The sequence below is a fragment of the Bacillus fungorum genome (assembly GCF_002746455.1).
In the GTDB taxonomy this organism is placed as follows: domain Bacteria; phylum Bacillota; class Bacilli; order Bacillales; family Bacillaceae_G; genus Bacillus_A; species Bacillus_A fungorum.
This window is the reverse complement of the sequence record NZ_NWUW01000003.1, coordinates 31,562-51,816: the sequence shown is the minus strand read 5'-3', so window position 1 is coordinate 51,816 and position 20,255 is coordinate 31,562. Positions and strand designations below refer to the sequence as shown.

At 35.7% G+C, this 20,255-nt stretch carries 17 protein-coding genes and 4 pseudogenes; 5 read left to right on the top strand and 16 right to left on the bottom strand.

Annotated elements, in window-relative coordinates; translation table 11 throughout:
* The first annotated feature begins 147 nt into the window (after positions 1–147).
* Positions 148–721 (top strand): annotated as a pseudogene (locus CO726_RS04870) (ArsR family transcriptional regulator).
* Between the two features lie 196 nt (positions 722–917).
* Here the strand turns inward: CO726_RS04870 and tnpB are convergent.
* Both tnpB and tnpA read right to left on the bottom strand, forming a co-directional pair.
* Positions 918–2,006 (bottom strand): IS200/IS605 family element RNA-guided endonuclease TnpB, encoded by a 1,089-nt coding sequence (gene tnpB / locus CO726_RS04865; RefSeq protein WP_099683490.1) that lies wholly within the window; start codon positions 2,004–2,006, stop codon positions 918–920.
* A 3-nt stretch (positions 2,007–2,009) separates the two neighbouring features.
* Positions 2,010–2,414 carry an IS200/IS605 family transposase gene (tnpA, locus tag CO726_RS04860; RefSeq protein ID WP_099683489.1) on the bottom strand — a complete coding sequence of 135 codons (405 nt, stop codon included), beginning with the start codon at positions 2,412–2,414 and terminating at the stop codon, positions 2,010–2,012.
* Positions 2,415–2,572: 158 nt separating this feature from the next.
* Between tnpA and CO726_RS04850 the strand changes: the two are divergent.
* Positions 2,573–3,433: pseudogene (locus CO726_RS04850) on the top strand (MFS transporter); the annotation flags it as partial.
* A 146-nt stretch (positions 3,434–3,579) separates the two neighbouring features.
* On the opposite strand, the gene CO726_RS04840 reads toward CO726_RS04850, so the two are convergent.
* The 3 genes from CO726_RS04840 to CO726_RS04830 all read right to left on the bottom strand — a co-directional run bounded on the left by CO726_RS04840 (position 3,580) and on the right by CO726_RS04830 (position 6,622).
* Entirely contained in the window at positions 3,580–4,956 is a 1,377-nt protein-coding gene (locus tag CO726_RS04840) for a sensor histidine kinase (RefSeq protein WP_099683488.1), read from the bottom strand.
* A gap of 1 nt (position 4,957) precedes the next feature.
* Positions 4,958–5,635, bottom strand: coding sequence for a response regulator transcription factor (locus CO726_RS04835; RefSeq protein ID WP_074594141.1), 678 nt, complete (start codon positions 5,633–5,635; stop codon positions 4,958–4,960).
* Positions 5,636–5,782: 147 nt separating this feature from the next.
* Positions 5,783–6,622: a YitT family protein gene (locus CO726_RS04830; protein ID WP_000747493.1), complete on the bottom strand. Its 840-nt coding sequence runs from the start codon at positions 6,620–6,622 to the stop codon at positions 5,783–5,785.
* Between the two features lie 365 nt (positions 6,623–6,987).
* Here CO726_RS04830 and CO726_RS04825 point away from each other — a divergent pair, with 365 nt between their 5' ends.
* Positions 6,988–7,242, top strand: coding sequence for a SunI/YnzG family protein (locus CO726_RS04825; RefSeq protein ID WP_098759279.1), 255 nt, complete (start codon positions 6,988–6,990; stop codon positions 7,240–7,242).
* Between the two features lie 193 nt (positions 7,243–7,435).
* On the opposite strand, the gene CO726_RS04820 is transcribed toward CO726_RS04825, so the two are convergent.
* Complete coding sequence (locus CO726_RS04820) at positions 7,436–8,077, bottom strand: ATP F0F1 synthase subunit alpha (RefSeq protein WP_098759278.1); 642 nt, start codon at positions 8,075–8,077, stop codon at positions 7,436–7,438.
* Between the two features lie 472 nt (positions 8,078–8,549).
* Between CO726_RS04820 and CO726_RS04815 the strand changes: the two are divergent.
* A pseudogene (locus CO726_RS04815) lies at positions 8,550–8,954 on the top strand (hypothetical protein); the annotation flags it as partial.
* A 210-nt stretch (positions 8,955–9,164) separates the two neighbouring features.
* Here the strand turns inward: CO726_RS04815 and CO726_RS04810 are convergent.
* From CO726_RS04810 to CO726_RS04770, 8 genes and pseudogenes are all read right to left on the bottom strand, one after another.
* Positions 9,165–9,248: pseudogene (locus CO726_RS04810) on the bottom strand (enoyl-CoA hydratase); the annotation flags it as partial.
* Positions 9,249–9,342: 94 nt separating this feature from the next.
* Positions 9,343–10,590, bottom strand: coding sequence for a DUF1015 domain-containing protein (locus CO726_RS04805; RefSeq protein ID WP_099683486.1), 1,248 nt, complete (start codon positions 10,588–10,590; stop codon positions 9,343–9,345).
* A 15-nt stretch (positions 10,591–10,605) separates the two neighbouring features.
* Positions 10,606–11,778: a 3-phosphoglycerate dehydrogenase family protein gene (locus CO726_RS04800; protein ID WP_099683485.1), complete on the bottom strand. Its 1,173-nt coding sequence runs from the start codon at positions 11,776–11,778 to the stop codon at positions 10,606–10,608.
* Positions 11,779–11,790: 12 nt separating this feature from the next.
* Entirely contained in the window at positions 11,791–12,873 is a 1,083-nt protein-coding gene (gene serC, locus CO726_RS04795) for a 3-phosphoserine/phosphohydroxythreonine transaminase (protein WP_099683723.1), read from the bottom strand.
* Between the two features lie 211 nt (positions 12,874–13,084).
* Positions 13,085–13,276, bottom strand: coding sequence for a DUF378 domain-containing protein (locus CO726_RS04790; protein WP_062822221.1), 192 nt, complete (start codon positions 13,274–13,276; stop codon positions 13,085–13,087).
* Positions 13,277–13,365: 89 nt separating this feature from the next.
* Positions 13,366–14,433 carry a glycoside hydrolase family 113 gene (locus CO726_RS04785; RefSeq protein ID WP_136699381.1) on the bottom strand — a complete coding sequence of 356 codons (1,068 nt, stop codon included), beginning with the start codon at positions 14,431–14,433 and terminating at the stop codon, positions 13,366–13,368.
* Positions 14,434–14,634: 201 nt separating this feature from the next.
* On the bottom strand, positions 14,635–14,874 hold the full coding sequence (locus tag CO726_RS04780; protein ID WP_000997182.1) for a cupin domain-containing protein: 240 nt from the start codon (positions 14,872–14,874) through the stop codon (positions 14,635–14,637).
* Positions 14,875–15,167: 293 nt separating this feature from the next.
* Complete coding sequence (locus tag CO726_RS04770; RefSeq protein ID WP_099683483.1) at positions 15,168–15,995, bottom strand: AraC family transcriptional regulator; 828 nt, start codon at positions 15,993–15,995, stop codon at positions 15,168–15,170.
* Between the two features lie 320 nt (positions 15,996–16,315).
* Between CO726_RS04770 and CO726_RS04765 the strand changes: the two genes are divergently transcribed.
* A complete protein-coding gene (locus CO726_RS04765; protein WP_136699379.1) occupies positions 16,316–16,669 on the top strand; it encodes a DUF4878 domain-containing protein in 354 nt (117 codons plus the stop codon).
* 288 nt (positions 16,670–16,957) lie between these two features.
* On the opposite strand, the gene CO726_RS04760 is transcribed toward CO726_RS04765, so the two are convergent.
* Positions 16,958–19,348, bottom strand: coding sequence for a penicillin acylase family protein (locus tag CO726_RS04760; protein ID WP_099683481.1), 2,391 nt, complete (start codon positions 19,346–19,348; stop codon positions 16,958–16,960).
* Between the two features lie 80 nt (positions 19,349–19,428).
* Entirely contained in the window at positions 19,429–20,178 is a 750-nt protein-coding gene (locus CO726_RS04755) for a DnaD domain-containing protein (protein ID WP_099683480.1), read from the bottom strand.
* Between the last annotated feature and the right edge of the window lie 77 nt (positions 20,179–20,255).

Genomic DNA, 20,255 nt, shown 5'->3' with positions numbered 1-20,255 from the left:
ATCATAAAAAAGAAATATGAACGGAATATGAACAGAAGATTACAGAGAGGAAGATTTAATTTTCAGAAAGCATTGAAAATATTCAGAATCCTTGATACAATTCAGTCAAATAATCTTGACCGAGTAATTTCATTTGAGGAGTTGATCATGTTGAAGCCCATGTTGACACTAACTACTTATAGCCAACTAAAAGCAATAAGCGATCCACTACGTGTCGAAATGATGATGCGTCTATGCGAACTTCCTTATACAGGACAATTACTATCTGAGAAATTCGGCATTCCAAGGGCGAAAATTCATTATCATTTAAAAGAATTAGAAAAGAACGGTTTTATAGAAATTGTTTATACAGAAGAAAAGAATGGCATCGTTCAAAAGTTTTATCAATCTGTTGCTAAAGGCTTCACCCCTGCGGCGAACCTATTACCACATTTAGAAATATTAAGCGAATCAGGTCGCCAAATCTTTTTACAAATGACGGAAAGTAAGCGAAGATCCAGCTGAGTGGAATTACGTTTCATCTTGCTGGGAGTTTGATGCCACGCCAGAACAATTTCAAGTGTGGGTGAAAAAGTTTCATGAATTGATGGCTGAATTAAACGAGATTGCAAAAGATGCGGATAAAGATCCAAATAGTAAATCTTATTACATTTCTACTACTGCACTACAAATCGATGAAAAAGCAATGCAGCGCTTTGTGAAAAAAGAAGAAAAATCGTAATACGATTTTTTTTACATAAACAGTCAAATTTATTTTACCGAATAAATTTATTATAAAGGAGTAGAGTGAACTACTCACCACTTAACGTCCTTACGGACTGTTTGAAGTGGGAGCTTCTTGGGAAGTAGATACTTTTATTAGCTATCTATATTTACCAAGCTATAAGGGTAGTACCTACCCCTAAAGAAAATACCAATTACGTGGCTAATTTTAGTAAGTTTATACTTGCGTTTACATCTCTATCATGATGGCTATTGCATTCAGGGCAAGTCCACTCTCTAAGGCTTAAATTCTTGACTTCCTTATTTTTATAACCACAGCAAGAACACAATTGACTACTCGCATAATTCTTAGGTGCGACTATCAAATCGCGACCTTTCCATATTGCTTTATAGTCAAGGTGCTCTCTGAATTTAGCCCAAGATACTTCACTGATTGCTTTTGCTAATTTGTGATTCTTTTGCATGTTCTTCACTTTCAAGTCCTCAATCACAATTACTTGGTTTTCGTTTGTGATTTCATTGCTTATCTTGTGAAGAAAATCATTGCGTTGATTCGCAATCTTCTCATGAAGTCTTGCAACTTGTAACCTGTCCTTATTTCTATTGTTTGAACCTTTCTTTTTGCGCGACAAAGAGCGCTGCAGAAGGGCTAATCTTCTTTCGGCTTTTCTCAACCATTTAGGGTTCTCATATTTCTTGCCATTAGACAATATTGCAAAGTCTTTTAGCCCAACATCAATACCAACTTTTGCATCAACTTTAGGAAACAATTGTACATTTTCTTCTACTAAAATCGATACAAAGTATTTACCAGTAGGTGTTTGAGACACTGTAGTAGACTTAATTAATCCAAAGAATTGTCTGTGCTGTTTAATCCTTACCAAGGTCTTTAGTTTGGGTAGCTTGATATAACCACTCTCAATGTAAACCGTGCCTTTTTGGTTATTTGTTGTATAACTACGATGGTTATCTTTCTTACTTTTGAATTTCGGGAATCCAACAGATTTATCCCGGAAAAAGTTAGCGTATGCTTTATTCAAATTCATTTGAGCATTCGCCAACGCAAGGCTATCCACTTCCTTTAGGAATGGAAATTCAGCCTTATATTGTGCAGGCGTAGGATATTTAACAGATTTATCAAGTTTATCCTGTAATTCTTGATAAGATTTGATTCTATCTGCAAGCATCTTGTTGTATACAAATCGAACACATCCAAATGTTTTTGAGAAAAACATTTGTTGTTCTTTATTTGGATAGATACGATATTTGTATGATTTTAACATTTCCTACACCTCACTTTTCCCTTGATTTTCAATGTATTTCTTTACTATATCTATCGGTGAACCACCCGTAGTAATCAAGCAAAAGCTTCTTGACCAAAACATTTCTTTCCAAAGTTTCTTTCTCACATGGGGAAAGTCTCTCTTGATGAGTCGAGAACTTGCACTTTTATAAGCATTAATGAACTTTGTCATTTCTGTATTCGGATGTGCCTTGAATAAGATATGCACATGGTCTACATCATGATTCCATTCAACTAATGTGATGTTATAGTTTTCAGATAGTCGGACAAACATGTCTTTTGCATAGTCCGATATATCATCATCAAATACATTTCTTCTGTATTTCACGACCAATACAAGGTGATAATACAATAAGAACACTGAATGATTATTGCTATCTAACTTCATTGATATACCAACCTTTACCCTTTATAAGACTGATTATATCGGAAGTGAAAATAAAAGGAAAAGCCTTTTGACTGCGCAAAACCGAAATTCATCTCCCACCTATCGTTGGGCTATGCCCTTCACACGCTTGAGGAAGGAGAACTCTTTCGGGAAATTCGTTAAAAGGAAACTCTCTCTTTTCATTTGCGTATCAAGGTATTGATTTAATTTGTACGACTCTTTCTGGAATATTAGTAGCACTACTTGGTGCCATTACTTTATATGTGGTCGACTCCTTAACATTCGCGATTACTGCCCTTTTGTTCTTTTCACTAAAAATGCCAAAGCAAGTAGAAACCAATACATCGCTATCAACTAAACAATATTTCTCTGATTTAAAAGAAGGTTTTTCAATCGTCTTCCGTTCATTAATGGGCGTATTCTTAATCGGTTCAGTAGTCGCTAATTTTTCAATCGGTATGACGATGGCAATACTCCCTTCTTTCGCTGATTCTTTAGGAGGCGTGAAATCATATGGCTTCTTCTTAGCTGCTATATCAGCAGGTAGTCTCCTCGGTGCATTATTCAGTTCATGGGTTGGTAAACGTAATATTGGCCGTGTCTCTATTATTGGCTTTGCGACTGGCGCTAGCTTTTGGTTTCTCTCTACGATCGTACCGTTTCAATGGCTGTCTATTTTTTTATTCGGCCTAGCTTGGATTCCAATTGGTGCAACCAACATATTATTTGCGACAATTAGTCAAATGGTAATTCCAAATCAATATATTGGACGCATTAACTCAGTCATGCGAAGTATGGGCACAATTGCTATGCCGTTCGGTTCTTTAATTGGTGGATATGCTGCGAATGTATTTAGTAGCCAACTCATTTTCGCACTCGCTAGCATCGGAATTTTATTTATTTCTCTCGTATGGCTACTTCATCCAAAATTACGAGCATTGCCGAAAGCTGATGAGATTACAGCGGATACTTTTGGGGTTCGGTTTAAAGTAGAGCGCGGGAAAGGTGCAGCTTTATAGCAGAAGTGGCAGTACGTGAAATTTATATCAGCGATTTTCATAATATATCGGCGCAACTCAAAATATATCAGCGATTTTTCAATTATATCGACTTACCAACAAAAAACGACAAAAAGAAGAGGCTGTTCCCAAACAGCCTCTTCCATCTATTTCGGAAGCTCCACTCGAACGTTAGTCCCTTCTCCTTTGGTGCTATATACCGAAACGGTTCCTTTATGCAGTTCAACAATCTTCTGCACGATAGATAATCCTAAGCCACTACCTTCTACGTTTCTTGCCCTTGCTGTATCTACTTTGTAAAAACGATCAAAAATACGATCCATTTCTTCTTTTTCCATACCGATTCCGTTATCGGATATAGAGATTATAACGCTAGATTCTAACTCTTCGACAAAAAACTCAATGGTCCCACCGTCATTTGAAAACTTGATGCTATTCGTGAAAATATTACTCCATACTTGATGAAGTAAGTTTTCGTCACCTTTTATGACGATATCCGGTACATCAAATTCAACGGCGATATCTTTTTCGCGCCATTTCCACTCGAGCATAAAAATGACGTCTTTAATTTGCTTCTGCAAATTGAATTCTTTTATTTGCAACACTTTCTCTTCTTTATCTAATGAAGCGAGCGTAAGTAACTGTTTACATAAACTAGACATTCGCTTACTTTCGCCCTCAATAATTTGTAAGTAATGGTTTCTTTCTTCCACGCTCATCTTTTCTGTTTGTAATGTCTTTGAAAAACCTTGTATAGAAGAAAGCGGTGACTGGAATTCATGTGAAACGTTCGAAACGAATTCTTGTCTCATTTCATCTAGTTCTTTAATACTTTTCGTCATCTTTTGGAAGCTTGTAGATAACGTCCCTATTTCATCTTTTCGTTTTACGTCTAATTCAATTTCATATTCCCCACTCGCAATTTTTTGCGTAGCCCTTGTAAATTTACGAATAGGACGAACGATATAACCTGCTGCGATTGCGATAAAGATAATGCTTAATAGTACGATAAACCCTAGTAATACCGCTAAGAAAATTCGCATCTCACCAAATTGTTGCTGTATGTCAGGGCGAATGAATAAAGCGTACTGTTTATCACCGTGTTGCACTGGTACACCTACGCTATTAATTAATTCATTGTCGAAAAAACCTGTAATGAAAAGACGCGTTGGATAAGTAGAAACACCATTAAACGTTTCACCTTGCAATACTTTATGAACGGTATCATCACTTATTGTCGTTTTACGAAACGCATTGCCGATACGCTTTCCATTCTTTTGATCATCGACAATATAAATTTCATATCCTAGCTTCGCAATAGACTGTAAGTATGCCTCTTGATTTTCTTCACTTTGCTTTTCATATAACGATTTTACTTCTTCCGCATACATTAAAATCTTTTCACTATTGTACGGTTTTAACTTCACTTGATAGTACACATTTGTTAATAAAAAACCGATAATACTGCTAAGTAGCATGATTCCAACCGTCATAAAAACAAATCTAGAATATAATGATTTCATTTTATTTCAACTCCAACTTATAACCGAGTCCACGTACTGTCGTAATTTGAAAATCATCCGTTCGTTTTGAGAAGCGATCTCTCAGTCGTTTCACATGAACGTCAACTGTTCGTTCATCTCCTTCAAAGTCCATTCCCCATACTAATTCAATTAGTTCTTCTCTTGAAAATGTTCTTCCAGGATAACTAGCTAGTTGTGATAACAATTCAAATTCCTTTAATGGAAGCAAAATCGTTTGACCGTTACACTTCACTTCAAAGCCTTTTCGGTCAATTGTCGTACCGTGTAGCGTAATCATATCAGCACTCAGCATTTGATAACGACGCAGCAACGCTTTCATGCGGAAAATGACTTCAGCTGGCTCAAACGGTTTTACAATATAATCGTCTGTACCAGAAATAAATCCTTTTTCTTTATCAACTAACTGATCTTTCGCCGTTAATAAAATAACCGGTATATCATGATACTTCCGAATTTCTTCACATAACGTATAGCCATCAACAAATGGCATCATAATGTCTACTATCGCAAGATGAATATTTTCTTTCTCTAATACGTCTTGCGCTACCTTTCCATCTTCTGCTTCAAAAACTTTAAACCCCTCTTTTTGTAAATGGTAATGTAACAACTCTCTAATATGCTTATCATCATCAGCTAATAAAATATGTATCATCTTCATTAAACCCTCTCTTGTTCATCCTTCTACATTTCTTACATTAAGAAACAATTGGTTTTTTTGCAAGAAAAAGAATCTATTTTGAAAAAAGATGATTCAAAATAGATTCTCACATTTTAGTATTAAGATTAGTTTAATCAAAAACAATTTTTAAGCCTTTGAAATATCAACAAATCCTTCTCCAAACACATCACGAACATCGTGTATAGCGATGAACGCAGCCGGATCCGTAGTTTGAACAATCCTCTTTAGCTTCACTACTTCTTGCTTATTAATAACAACATAAAGAATTTCCTTCGGCGTTTTCGTGTAATAGCCATGACCTGAGTACACCGTAACCCCTCTGCCCATTAATGTAGTCACCTTACCGGCGATTTCATTTGGGTTATCAGAAATAATCGTAATAGCCTTCTTCGGATTTAAGCCTTCAATTACAAATTCCATCACTTTCGTTGCTACATATAGCATAATAATTGTTATCATCAGTTTTTCTGCACCAATGATGAAATAAGATGAAAACGCAACGATTAAATCGAAGAACAGTAGACCGTAGCTAATGCTCCATCCTAAATATTTATGCGTCATCCTTGCTAAGATGGTAGTACCTGCAGTTGTTCCGCCAACGCGAATGATAAGACCAATCCCGCACCCAATAAATATTCCTCCGAAAATGGCATTTACAAGCATTTCATCCGAAGCAATTGTCCATCCCTCTGTCAAATGAAGGAATAGCGAGTTCGTAACTACAGCGATAATCGTATAAATTGTTGTAATCTTATTTAAAAATTTATAACCAACTATTAACAAAATTGCATTTAAAATTAAGTTAACTAAGCCTGGTGACCACTCAAATAAATAGTACGTAATAATCGTGATACCTGTTACCCCGCCTTCACCGAACTCATTCGGGATAACAAACAAATTGACACCTAATGCAAAAAGGAATGCACCAATAATAATAAAAATAATGTCTGTCGTTCTTTTTTTCATACAGTACCTCACTTCTTATATAAATATTTCTTCAGATATAAACTCTCATCATTATATCGTGGAATATTCAAATCGAACAGTGGTTTATTTTTATTTTAATATAGGATAATAAATCAACTTTATCCTATATCCACATGCAATTAAAAAAGTATAATAACTGTATTCATTATTCTCAAAAATTCACAAAATAAAAAAGATCGTCTTCATTGCAGAAAGATTGCAGGTGCCAGTGGATACCCTTTTTTGTTCATAGTACGATACCTTGTAAAAAAATTGAAAAATCAAATTTCATAATAGAAATAAAACCTTTGAATCTGTATAATAAAATTAATAGTGATATTTTAATACAGAAAGGTTTTGGTAACATGCTAGGTATCGATGTCAAAAAAACAGATGAAGAATTAATTATTTCATGGCAACTAGCTAAGGTTCAAATTCCATTAAGTGAAATTATTGAAGTTACAGAAGATGAAACCTATGCTGGTGTAGAAGAAGAAAACGTAATCCGAATTGGAACAGCATACGCTACAACAGACCGGATTTTAATCAGAACAGTAAAACAAAATTATCTATTATTTACGACGAATAAAGTCGCAATTTTGAATAAAATCAATGCATAAACAGTGCGCTAAAACACTTGTCTGTATAGGTTTATCCGATTCAGCTATATACCCACATTTTTAAAATTATTATAGATACAATGATGTTCCTTAGTCCCGAATATAAAATAAAGAAAAAGTACCCATCAAATAATCATACACATGATCATTTGATGGGTACTGCATGATACATTTTTTATTTATAGCAGTCTAATTAAGACCAAATCCATACATCATCATTATTTTCAACGTTATTCTTTGCCTCATGAACTTTTTCAATATGATCCGTTGTATTCCAGTTAATAGAAGTTCCGCCCCAGCTCACATACTTCATATCAATTTTCACTTTATCACCCGTATTAAATACTTGTCCCTTTGTTAAGTCCACTTCGATAATAGATTTCTTGCCATTTACCGATGGATACTCAACTACGACATATTTAATAGAACCTTCTACCTCATCCTCCATCGTAGCTACTTTTGTTATTTCCCCAATCACATAATCAGGGGATCCATCTTCTTTCATGTGCATACCTAACTTGTTTGTTGTATTTTCAACTGCAGTTGCCACCATATATTCTGTAAAATTACGCATCATAGATCCAGTAGCTTTTACTTCATCTCCTACTTTCACATTTGAAAGTGAATCCATATATACACTAACAGGTTCTTCGTATTGCTTAGATTTAACTACAATCACACCGTTATCTACTTCTACTACTCGTCCTTCTAACGTTGAGAAATTCGATTCAATAGAAGCTGCACTCGCTTTTGTTAGTTCTAATCCTGGTAAATTTGTTCCTGATAATGCTGCGATACCTAAAGCACCTGCTAAAATTAATTTTTTCATACCCATTATGAAACATCTCCATTCATGATGATTTTATTTTTTTGATTGGATACGACCAACCTGTAACCATTATAGTTACAAGTTGTGCAAAATAGCAACCATCTTTCTCATGCAATGATGCATAACGTAACTTTTAAATATAAAACAAAATGAATTTATTCTCGAATTACAATAGTTAATTTAATTGAAAGCTAAAATAACCTTATGAGCACGATATAAAGAAATTAAGAGCTGTTTTCGATCCTAAAGTTAGCGAATAGCTTTATAAAAACTCAATTAAAATCTATTCAACTAATAGAAAAATGAACTATGTCGAATTTTGTTTTTATAAAATTCAAATTTCAAGAAGGTTTTACAAAATATTACACAGAATTATTCATATATCGTAATGTATTTGGAAATTTTTTATGATTCATTTCATTTTATCTACCACGTTTAGACAAAATGAAATAAAACAATACAAAAGGAGAGAGATAGATTGAAAAGAAAAATTAGTACAGCTGTTGTAGGGTTATCGGTGTTTAGCTTTGGTCTTTTTGGTGTAAATATTGGGGAGGGTGGCGTTGTAAAAGCAGAGCATGGTGAAACTTTTGCTCCGAAATTAGAAAGCCATGCTGATTTCGCTGCTCCTAAACTAGAGACACATGCTGATTTAAGCTCGAAATTAGATTCACATGGCGACATTTGGGCTCCTTCTTATAATAGAGGCGACGGTGGGGTTTCCCCTGCCTACACGAATACTCATGGAGAAGGAATGGCTCCTAAAAAAGAGGGTCATGGCGATCTTCCTGCTCCAAAATTAGATGCTCATGGCGATACTCCTGCTCCAAAATTAGATTCACGTGGCGATACTGGCGGCGCTCCTGCTAATTCTGAACATGGTACAGGTATTTAAGTTACCAAAATTGAAATCTATTTAGTTTACCATCTTCATATATTTACAAGAAAACCATTCGATGTAACGAATATTATGTATATACATGATTTCTATTGTGATACACTCTCCCCGAGAGAAATTTCTAATACATATGTGGTTTTCAAGTCTAAAAAATACACCTATTAATTAGGTGTATTTTATCTCTCTATCTACTAATCAATGAATAATCCTAGAAAAACTCCCCTTCAATACTTCCTTTTCAAGTTGATTCCTACATATAAACATCGCTATAATTTTCGTGCATTTTTCCATCCCCCTCCTCAAAAACTCTTTTAAAATAAGAAAAACCGAAACTAAAAATCATTTCGGTTTTTCAATCTAAAGAAGTCTATATTTACTTTAAAGAATGTACAAATAATCCGCTGCGAAGTTTCGGTTCAAACCACGTTGATTTTGGTGGCATAACTTCCCCGGCATCTGCGATTGCTAATAAAGCTTCCATTGATGTCGGATATAGTGAGAACGCCGCTTTATATTCACCACTGTTCACAAGGCGTTCTAGTTCTTCTAACCCGCGTATTCCTCCAACAAAATCAATGCGTGAATCAGATCGCGGATCATGTATTTCAAGTACTTGGCTTAATAAATGATCTTGCAGAATAGATACATCTAAACCTTTAACGAGATCATTCGCATCAAACGTTTCTTCTTTCACAGTGAGCTTATACCACTTCTCGTTTACATACATTCCAAATGTTTTTGGTTCATTTGGTTTATACGGAGAAATAGATGCTTCTTCTACATAAAAGTATTGCGTGATTTGCTTTAAAAATTTTTCTTCTGATAAGCCATTTAAATCTTTTACAACTCGGTTATAATCCCAAATAGATAATTCATCATGAGGGAATAAAACAGATAAGAAGAAATTAAATTCCTCTTCTCCTGTGTAATTCGGATATTGTTCTCTTCGCATAAGCCCTACTTTTGCCGCTGATGCAGAGCGGTGATGTCCATCTGCAATGTACAAGTTAGGAATATCTTCAAATAAGTTTACTAAACTTGCAATTACTTCTTCATCAGCTATTTTCCAAGCAACATGCCTAACGCCGTCTTCTGCTGTAAACGTATAGATTGGCGCATGTTCTTCTTTCCAGCTGCTAATTAAACGTTTCACGTCTTCTTTTGTACGGTACGTTAAAAAGATAGGACCTGTATTTGCGTCACATACATCTACGTGACGAATACGATCAAGTTCTTTTTCATGACGTGTTCTTTCATGTTTTTTAATTGTATCATCTTCATACTCATCAATAGACGTACAAACGACAAGGCCTGACTGCGTTCTTCCTTGCATCGTCAGTTCATAAATGTATAGTGCTGGCTCTTCGTCTTGAATGAACACTTCTTCTCGTATAAATTGATTTAAATTTTCACCCGCTTTTTCATATACACGATCATCGTACGGTGAAAGTACCGGGTCTAAATCAATTTCTGCTTTATCAACGTGTAAGAAAGAATACGGATTCCCTTTTACAACTTCTCTTGCCTCTTCACTATTTAATACGTCATACGGTAAAGCTGCAACTTCTGCTGCTTTTTCTTCTACTGGACGGATGGCCCGAAACGGTCGGATTTTTGCCAAATTTTCCTCTCTCCTTTACACAATCATTCGAACGGCTACAACACCTGTAATTTTGCTTATATTTTCCACTATATTCTCTTTTATTATATCATCAATTCCGTTATCAATATCAATCATTGTATACGCCCAAGAATGTTTACTACGATTAATCATATCTGCAATATTAATATGATGTTCTGCTAAACACCCTGTAATTTGTCCTACCATGTTCGGGACGTTTTGATGCATAATTGTAATTCGTTTTTTTCCGATATACGGAAGTTCTACGTTTGGATAGTTTACTGAATTTCGAATATTGCCTGTCTCTAAATATTCTCGTAATTGGCGTGCTGCCATGACTGCACAATTTTCTTCCGATTCAGACGTAGATGCACCAAGGTGAGGCGTCGCTGTTACATTTTTCATCTTTATAACATTTTCATTCGGGAAATCCGTTACGTAATGTGTAATAATATCTTCTTCTAACGCTTTTTGAAGAACCTTTTCATCTACAAGTTCTCCTCTAGAGAAATTGAATAGGCGCATTCCTTTTTTCATCTTTTCTACAGCGTGTTCCCCAATAACCCCCTTCGTTTGATTCGTAAGCGGAATATGAAGGGTAATATAATCACATGTTGCAAAAATTTCATCTAAACTAAATGCTCTTTGCACATGTGTAGAAAGGCGCCATGCTGTTTCAACTGAAATGTAAGGATCGTATCCGACAACATCCATCCCTAAAGCTAACGCATCGTTCGCAACTAAAGCACCGATTGCACCAAGTCCGATAACCCCTAGACGTTTCCCCGCAATTTCTGATCCAACAAATTGTTTTTTCCCTGTTTCAACAAGCTGCGGTACTTCTTCACCCTCTAAATTTTTCGTCCAGCTTACGCCATTAATAATGTTACGTGAAGACATAATAAGGCTGGCGATAATAAGTTCCTTTACTGCATTGGCGTTAGCTCCTGGCGTGTTAAAGACTACAATTCCCTTTTCTGTACATCGCTCGACAGGAATATTATTTACACCAGCACCAGCTCTTGCAATCGCCTTTAAATCTTTTGAAAACTCTTCTTGATGTAAAGAATAGCTGCGAAGTAAAATACCGTCGGGGTGATTGATTCTATCCCCTACTTCATAGCGCTCTTCGCCAAGAACTTGCAAACCTTTTTCTGCAATTTGATTTAACGTTTGAACACGAAACATATCCCCATCTCCCTATCTATTCTCAAGCTCAAATTCTTTCATATAATTTACTAAGTGTTGTACGCCTTGTGCTGGCATTGCATTGTAAATACTTGCACGCATACCACCTACTGAGCGATGTCCTTTTAGCGTAACAAGGCCGCGTTCTTTCGCTTTTTGTAAAAATTGATTGTTAAGCTCTTCTGACGGCGTTGTAAACGGAATGTTCATAAGTGATCGATACGTAGGATCAACTGGTGAAGTAAACAATTTAGATTCATCTAAGAAATGATAAAGAAGTGATGATTTCATTTTATTTTGTTCTTCCATCGCAGATACCCCGCCTTGCTCTTTCAACCACTCTAATACAAGTTTCGTTACGTAAATACTAAAGGACGGCGGTGTATTATATAAGGAGTTATTTTTACTGTAAGTTTCATAGTTTAACATTGTAGGACAAGAGCGATCTGCTCCTCCAATTAAATCTCTTTTTATAATTGCAATTGTTAAGCCCGCTGGTCCTAAATTCTTTTGCGCTCCCGCATATATAAGGCCAAACTTCGTAACATCATATTGTTCTGATAAAATATTTGAGGACATATCCGCAACGAGCGGTACTCTATCTAAATGTGGAATGTCCACATATTTCGTCCCCTCAATTGTATTATTCGTTGTAATATGTACATAATCTAGTTTTTCATCGCCTAGTAAACTATCCAGTTTAGGAATTGTAGTAAACTTCGCTTTTTCAGAAGAAGCAATCACTTGTACTTCCCCTACTTTTTCAGCTTCTTGCATTGCCTTTTTAGACCATGATCCAGTCAATACGTACCCTGCTTTTTTATACGTATTCATTAAATTCAGTGGTATCATAGAAAATTGTAATGACGCACCGCCTTGTAAAAACAATACTTCATACTCATCAGGAATGTTCATTAATTCACGAAGTAAGTTACTCGCTTCCTCTATAATACTTTGAAAATAAGAAGATCGATGACTCATTTCCATAATTGACATGCCTGTCCCGTTATAATTTAATAGCTCCTTTTGCACTTTCTCTAAAACTGGCAAAGGGAGTATCGATGGTCCAGCTGAAAAATTATACACTCTCTCCATCACCCTAATAACCTCCCTATTTCTCATTTTTATTGATTTTTAAACTTTCTGAATTATAACCCAAAATATAATATATGGTCAATTTGTTTTCTGTTATTACGGCGCAAGACGCAATGGAACCGTTCGCATGTGCAAACTATTTTTTATAAACATACAAAAAAGTGTTAAGTACATAATCGTACTTAACACGCTAGTAATAAAAGAATAATAGCTAATTGTTCGTAAAGAACCGATCAAAAATTTGATAAATAGCAGAAAGACCAATGAGCCAATAAATAGTGTCCACAAGCGCCGGCATAGAACCAAACCATTTCTCAACTACATTGTAATCTAACGCTACAAATAACCAATTCAAACCGCCAAGAATCACCAAAATTACTGTAAGGTAAGACAAAAATTTCATTATGATTGCCCCCTAGGTGATAAGATGGTGAAAGGCCTTTCACTAGAAATATATGTAGTAAACTTCAAAACTTACCTATTTTATAAAATTTATTTTCGGTACCAACCGTTAATAACTGCCTCTGCTTCTTTACTATGTATTTGATACGCATGCGTACTATTATGAGAACCAATAAACCAAATTGAAAAACCTTTAAAGTACGGTTTCGGTTCTAATACATCACGGTAAGCGCGCCATCCGTTTAATTGTACGTCTTTTGAAAACACATTAGAAACATCTGGATTCCACGGATTTTGTAGTCCGAAATCACGCGCTGGAACGTTAAATCCACCAAAGTAAACCGGCTTTCCTGTTGCCTTATGTAATTGTTCTAGTTGCTGAACAACATTTTGTCCACGGTTATACACTGTCGTCGCAAATAAACTTTTCTTTACTTCTTCGTATGTTGGATTTCTTTTTCCTGAAACTTCAAACCAACTGTCGATACTTACAATATCCACCTTTTTTAAATACGGACGATTGATTTTCTCTTTAAACTTCGCTTCATACGAAAGATCAAAGCTTGCTGTTAACCACCAATTCATTTGATACAAAACATTTCCTTTATACTGCTTACGAACAAAATCAATCGTATCGCTCCAATATCCTTCTGCATATTCCATATTCACGAAATTAGAGGCAATCTTGAGTCCATACACATTGTATTTACTTGTAATGGAATTAAAGATGTCTTGTAGAATAACCGTTTTCCAATTCCAGAAGAAATCATTAATATTACTCGGATTCCATTCCGTTTCCCCAACATTTCCTTGCTGAATATACGGGAACGGTTCCACTATAACTTGAATATTACGCTTTAATAATTCTTGAATTAAAATAATAGCCTTTTCCTTTTGCGCCTGGTTAATTACCATATTAGTAGAAGTGACATTCGGAATATCAACTTGAATCGGTACATTTACTGTATTTAAATTTAAGCGATTCACATCAGCTAACACTTTCGATGCATTTCCAACTTCCCATACCGTTACATTTCCTGACTTTATTTTTCCTGATTGAACAGTATTCACATCTGCCTGTACATTTCCTTGGAAACAAAAAGAAAACAACATAATACACACTCCTAACAAACTTACTAAACTCTTATTTCTCTTCACAACTTTCCCCCTATAATTTTTGGCATACTTGCTTATTCTATACAACGTTTCACAAATATTCCAGAAAAAACCCCAATGAATTGTCACAATAAAAATGCTATTCATCCTTTATTCACATCTTATTCATACTAAGCTCCTAAAAATAGTAAGATAAATAAAAAAGGAACGGATTTCCGCTCCTTTTTTATCTTTTTACGATTATCAATCCATTTCCCTTTTAGGCTCTACCAACATGATGTGGGATTCCTTTTCAGTGAAAGGTTTATGCTCAACGCCTCTCGGGACAATAAACATCTCGCCCTTAGAAATTTTCACCTGTCCATCACGAAAATCGATGAACATCTCCCCTTCAAGCACAATAAATAGCTTATCCGTATTAGGATGCTCATGCCATATAAAATCTCCATTAGCTTTAAAAAGCTGAATTTGATCATCATTCATTTCACCAATCACTCGTGGATACCAATAATCGTTAATTTTAGATAACTCGTCATTTAGTTTAATAGGTTGGTAATGGATAATAATCCCTCCTCATTTTTAACTTCCACTATATTACAGTAATCTAAGTAAAAAAGTCGTCATTACGCTTAAAAAGAAAATGATCAGGCCAGAACTTTTCATTCAGATAGTACAAAGGAGTGATTTCAATGAAAGTTCTTTCAATCCAATGTTTCCTTTAACTCTCCATAAGTATAGAACAGTGATTTTCAAATAAGAATGGACCCTTGTTGACATTAGTATGGATTATTGATGAACTTCTCGCGATATTTAGTAGGCGAAATGCCAACTCGCTTCTTGAAAACTCTACTAAAATAAAAAGGGTCTGCGATTCCAACAGCCTGCGCAATTTGTTGTACAGGCACACCACTTGTACATAACATTTTTTGAGCCATCTTTATACGATAGTTCAATAAATATTCTGCTGGCCCCATACCTGCATGCTTTCTAAACACGTAAGAAAGACGATTTCGATTAACATTATTTTGTTCTGTAAGCGTATGTATTGTAATATCTTTATAATAGTATTTATGAACGTAACTAGATATTCGTTTGAATAAAGTATGCGACTCATAGTTATTCTCTCTATTGACAACACTTAATAAAGCTTCATTCAACGCTTCGCGAAACAGCATTTCAGTCTGAAACATCGAAATGCCTCCACGCTGATTATACACATCCCAAAGACGCATAAGTAATTCGACAAGACGAGGAGATTGTCCTGTTAATAATTCAAAATGCTGATGAGTAAAGCCAGAGTCTTCTCGTTCTGAATTGCTTATCCGATATAAAACAAGAATATATTCCCAGTTTATTTCACCAAGCATTTTATGGGCTAATGTCATTTTTGCACCCCCATGTATAACTTTTCCTGGGGAAAGGATATACGGCGTACCATTAAATTGAAATTGCGTCTTCCCTGTAAGTGGAAATACAAATCCTGGGAAAGAATCTGTAGACTCAGCACAAGGCACACCTGGATTTTTAGCATAACGATATACTCCTTCTACTTGGAAAGGATTATTGGCAAGATACTCTGCTAACTCATTCACGTCCAACTTCACAATGCACGCCTCATTTCAATAATAGTTTTCTTGTAATTCGCGAGATTAATTGGTGTACATTCTGGGCAACGCTAAACTAAAAATAGTACATACGACTTAACAAGATCTGGTTATTAACCTATAAATATATTGTTTTTCATTTATTGACAAAAGTATCCTCCCTATATTATTGATAATGATTTTCATTGTAGTTTGATAAAAAAACATTTGTCAAGTTGGATGGCCTAGAAAAATGACGAAACAAGGGGTACAGAGGGACAGTTCTGTTGCAAATAATACCTGGTCTTTGTTAACTAATTCCCCTCAAAACTGGATTGATCATGTTAATAGTTGTAATAGCTTTATTAGTTACAGCACTTGCAGCATGTGGAAATAATCGTAATCCTGAAGAAGTTGCTACAGCGTATTTCGAAGATGCAAAAGAAGGAAATGTTAAAGAGTTTGGCGAGTTATTCACTCCTGAAGCGAAGAAAATCGTTGCTTTTGTGGGCGGAAATGCAGACCTAATGAAATCGGTTAGCAAGAATCTTAAAAGCTATAAAATTCGAAAAGTCGAAGAGAAAAATGAAATTGCTATTGTAACTGTTGATGCTGCATATAAAGGTAATCCTAAAAAAGTAATCGTAATTGAACTTGAGAAAACGGATGATGGTTGGAAAATTAGTAAATCATAAAAAAACGGTCTAGAATTCTAGACCGTTTTTTAGTTCCCTCAATCTTCTTCTTCAAAATCACGTAGATATCTAATTCTTGCACAATGTTAAACATCATTGGCTTTGCTTCATTTATTCCCAAACGTTCTATGTAGACAACGATTTCGAATATGGAAACAGCCTACTATCAAATTAAATAATAGTAGGCTGGCTGTTAAAATTATTTAAGAACTGGGTTATGTTCTAAATGATAAGCTTTCATTATCAAAAAGATTATTACTAGTCCCCTCCACAAACAAAAACACCCTATCACTTCGGCTCTAAATTTAACACCTTCCCCTCTATTCCATCCGTATTCAGTGTAGTCGTATGATACATTCCATTTACCCAATCATCTATTTGATCATGATACCAATCACTTCTAAAATGTCCTGATTGTCCTGGCCCTACGATATGATAACCGTTTGACATATCTTTCGTATCAATAACGAACCGCCAAGAAGCTCCGTGATTTACAATACCGTTATCTCCGTAACTCGCCGCTTGAACGGTAACTTGACTTCCGCCAATTGGAACTGGTTTCTCACGATTAAATGCAAGTAGTGCTAACATACTAGATGATTTTGAGATTGGATGTGTAAAAGCAAGTTGATGGTAGTCGCCCCACTTCCACTCCGCAACATTGGGTCCATACTCCTTCTGTAATTTCTTCATTACATTCTCGTACGATGTATGCACAACTTTCGTGAAGCCTCCGTACTTCGTAAACCAAGCGCTCTTTTCCCCTGCTACTTCTTTTCGAATCAATTCATCAACAACTTGTGACTTCCCTTCAAATAACTCCATCACATCTTTCGGTATTTCTTTTGAAAATAACGTATTTGAAATCTCTTTCATTAACAAATGGAATATTAACGGTGCCGCTTCATCTTTACTATCGTAAAAATTCCACTTCGTTAATTGTTTTACGCCTTCTTTCTCTACTTCATTTAAAGATGCTTTATTTAACTCTTTTAAAAATATAGGAGTAAACTCTTTCCCATATAAATTTTTTTGATCCATTTGTAACTCTTCTAAATCTTTCACTGTATATTTTTCCTTCTCTTGTAAAAACTCTTGAATACGCATTTGCCTATATGGCTGCGCCCACGTATTACTAATATGGTACGGATAATTATCATCCACAATTTTATTATTCGCAGTAGAAATAAACCCTTGTTTTGGATTGATTACTTTTGGAAGTTGATCATATGGGATATACCCTTCCCATTCATATTCATCTGTCCATCCTGGCACTGGCAGACTACCATCGCCTTTTTTACGCACTGGTATATTTCCATTTGCTTTATAAGCAATTGTGCCATCATTTGATGCAAATACAAAGTTTTGAGTCGGGGTATGGAAATCTTGAAGAGCCGTTTCAAACTCATTCCAGTCTTTCGCCTTATTCATATTTAATACAGCCTTTAACTCAGCGGAAGGCTCCAAAGCAGTCCATTTCAAAGCAAATACTGTTTTCGTTTTCTCTTTCCCTTTATCCGCAAACTCTGAAATGACTGGACCATGCCTCGTAACCGTAACGTTATACGGAATTGTTTTCCCGCCTTTTACTTTAATAGACTCATCAACAACGGTAGCTTTTTCCCACTTATCGTTATACAGAAATTCATTTTCATTATTAGGATTTCGCTTCTCAATATATAAATCTTGCACATCAGGACCTGTATTCGTAACGCCCCATGCTATTTTGTCATTGTGTCCTAATATAACGCCTGGTACTCCAGCGAAAATAACGCCACTCACATTCAAATCTTTCATTTCAAGTTTCGATTGATACCAAATAGAAGGCGTCGCAAGAGATAAATGAGGATCATCCGCTAAAATCGGCTTACCAGACGCACTCTTCTCACCGCTTATGACCCAGTTATTACTACCATTAAACTCTGGCGGAATGATCGTTTTTGCAAAACTTTGTGCTACGTCTACATTTGTATTTTTTAGTTCAGCTAGCAATCTGGGGGCATCTTTCGGATATGTAGGAAATAGCTCATTTGCTTGCTCTTTCGGTAAATTTTTCAGCGCCCAATACCGAAACGCCTGTCCGTGCCAATGTCCTCCTAAATCAAACGCCATATACTTTCCAATCGTTAACGTATCAACAATAGACCATTCAGCTGGCTCATAACCTAATATAGTAAATTCGACCGGCAATTTCTTTTCCTCTTTCGCCTCACGTATAAAAGCATTTATCCCATCAGCAAATGACTGCAGAGCATATTTCGCTTCCCCGTCATATTGACTAACAGACGCTGCTGCCGCTCGCCGTAAACCGAGCGTTCGAAACAACTTATCTCGATCAACAGCTGCTCCCCCTACAACTTCACTCAACATACCAGAAGCTTGCCTTCTACTTAAATCCATTTGAAACAACCGATCTTGCGCTTGTACATACCCTTGCGAAAAATATAAATCATGTGCATTTTCCGCTTTAATATGTGGTACACCTTTACTATCTCGCTTCACCGTAACAGCATGTTGTAAATCCTCTAGCTTTATCGTTCCATCTATCTTTGGCACAGATCTAAGCGTATATATGTTCAAAAAAATCGCAGCACAAATAACTAACAAAAGAACGATACTACTAGACCAAATAAAAATTCTCTTACCCCTAGTTCGTTTCTTTTTTATGACGACTTGCATAAAACCCCCTCCTTTCTCAAACTATTCGCCTCTATTTTGAAAGAACCTTTTTGAATAGGAAAAATCCTTCTTTTCTCATGCTATGGATCATGTAAACTAAATACTCCTTCCTTTCCTTCACTTAAATTCCCCCGTCCTTTCTTACACCAATTCCTCAAAATCCCCTTCACATAAGCGAACGTTCGCTTATTTTGTTCAAACGCAATTTTAAGCGCCTCTAGCACTGTCTCTCCTGAAACTTTTTGTATCCACTCCTTCAATTCCTTCACGATATATGGAGATAAACTACTTATATTTTGTTCGTAAAACTTGTAAACTTCACTATTGGGAACGGCCTCTTCTATACTTTCTACCTCTTCTACTTCTTTCTCTTCAATAACTACTTGCGAACTATTATTATCCTCTTCTTTAGGCATGCCAAAATGCTGCAACAACAATGGAATCTTCCATTCTTCTTCCAGACATTTACGTAAAAACATATGTATAAACTCTTTATTTTTCACAGTCTTTAATTCACGTAACACACACTTCTCTACATTCGTATTTAAAATAGGGTTGTAGTGTAGCCAATTTATGATGTATAATTCTTTCGTTTCCACATCGTATAAAATCTTTCCGTATTCAATAAACCTGTTCAACAATTTCTCAACAGTCTCCATACTGTAGCCTGTTTCAAGTTCTGCCACACGCTTCGGTAATACGTAAATTCCACATTGCTTCGTTTTCGTACCAGTTAACAAATATATGTAAAAATAACGCTCCTCTGGCGTTAAATCTAATATGAATTCATCTTGCCAAAAGTTCACTTGCACATTACGGTACACCGCCATATGTTTACCTCCCCCTTATATTCATAAAAAGGCAGATTTCAATCCTTCCATATACATATAGGAATGAGGGCTTGGTT

What these genes read in the sequence shown, in the direction of transcription:
- tnpA (WP_099683489.1), bottom strand. Translation starts at nt 2,414, where the DNA reads ATGAAGTTAGATAGCAATAATCATTCAGTGTTCTTATTGTATTATCAC.
- CO726_RS04800 (WP_099683485.1), bottom strand. Translation starts at nt 11,778, where the DNA reads ATGTTTCGTGTTCAAACGTTAAATCAAATTGCAGAAAAAGGTTTGCAA.
- CO726_RS04820 (WP_098759278.1), bottom strand. Translation starts at nt 8,077, where the DNA reads ATGGGTATGAAAAAATTAATTTTAGCAGGTGCTTTAGGTATCGCAGCA.
- serC (WP_099683723.1), bottom strand. Translation starts at nt 12,873, where the DNA reads ATGGAGAGAGTGTATAATTTTTCAGCTGGACCATCGATACTCCCTTTG.
- CO726_RS04790 (WP_062822221.1), bottom strand. Translation starts at nt 13,276, where the DNA reads ATGAAATTTTTGTCTTACCTTACAGTAATTTTGGTGATTCTTGGCGGT.
- CO726_RS04835 (WP_074594141.1), bottom strand. Translation starts at nt 5,635, where the DNA reads ATGAAGATGATACATATTTTATTAGCTGATGATGATAAGCATATTAGA.
- CO726_RS04765 (WP_136699379.1), top strand. Translation starts at nt 16,316, where the DNA reads ATGTTAATAGTTGTAATAGCTTTATTAGTTACAGCACTTGCAGCATGT.
- CO726_RS04830 (WP_000747493.1), bottom strand. Translation starts at nt 6,622, where the DNA reads ATGAAAAAAAGAACGACAGACATTATTTTTATTATTATTGGTGCATTC.
- CO726_RS04840 (WP_099683488.1), bottom strand. Translation starts at nt 4,956, where the DNA reads ATGAAATCATTATATTCTAGATTTGTTTTTATGACGGTTGGAATCATG.
- CO726_RS04760 (WP_099683481.1), bottom strand. Translation starts at nt 19,348, where the DNA reads ATGCAAGTCGTCATAAAAAAGAAACGAACTAGGGGTAAGAGAATTTTT.
- CO726_RS04825 (WP_098759279.1), top strand. Translation starts at nt 6,988, where the DNA reads ATGCTAGGTATCGATGTCAAAAAAACAGATGAAGAATTAATTATTTCA.
- CO726_RS04755 (WP_099683480.1), bottom strand. Translation starts at nt 20,178, where the DNA reads ATGGCGGTGTACCGTAATGTGCAAGTGAACTTTTGGCAAGATGAATTC.
- CO726_RS04780 (WP_000997182.1), bottom strand. Translation starts at nt 14,874, where the DNA reads ATGAATGATGATCAAATTCAGCTTTTTAAAGCTAATGGAGATTTTATA.
- tnpB (WP_099683490.1), bottom strand. Translation starts at nt 2,006, where the DNA reads ATGTTAAAATCATACAAATATCGTATCTATCCAAATAAAGAACAACAA.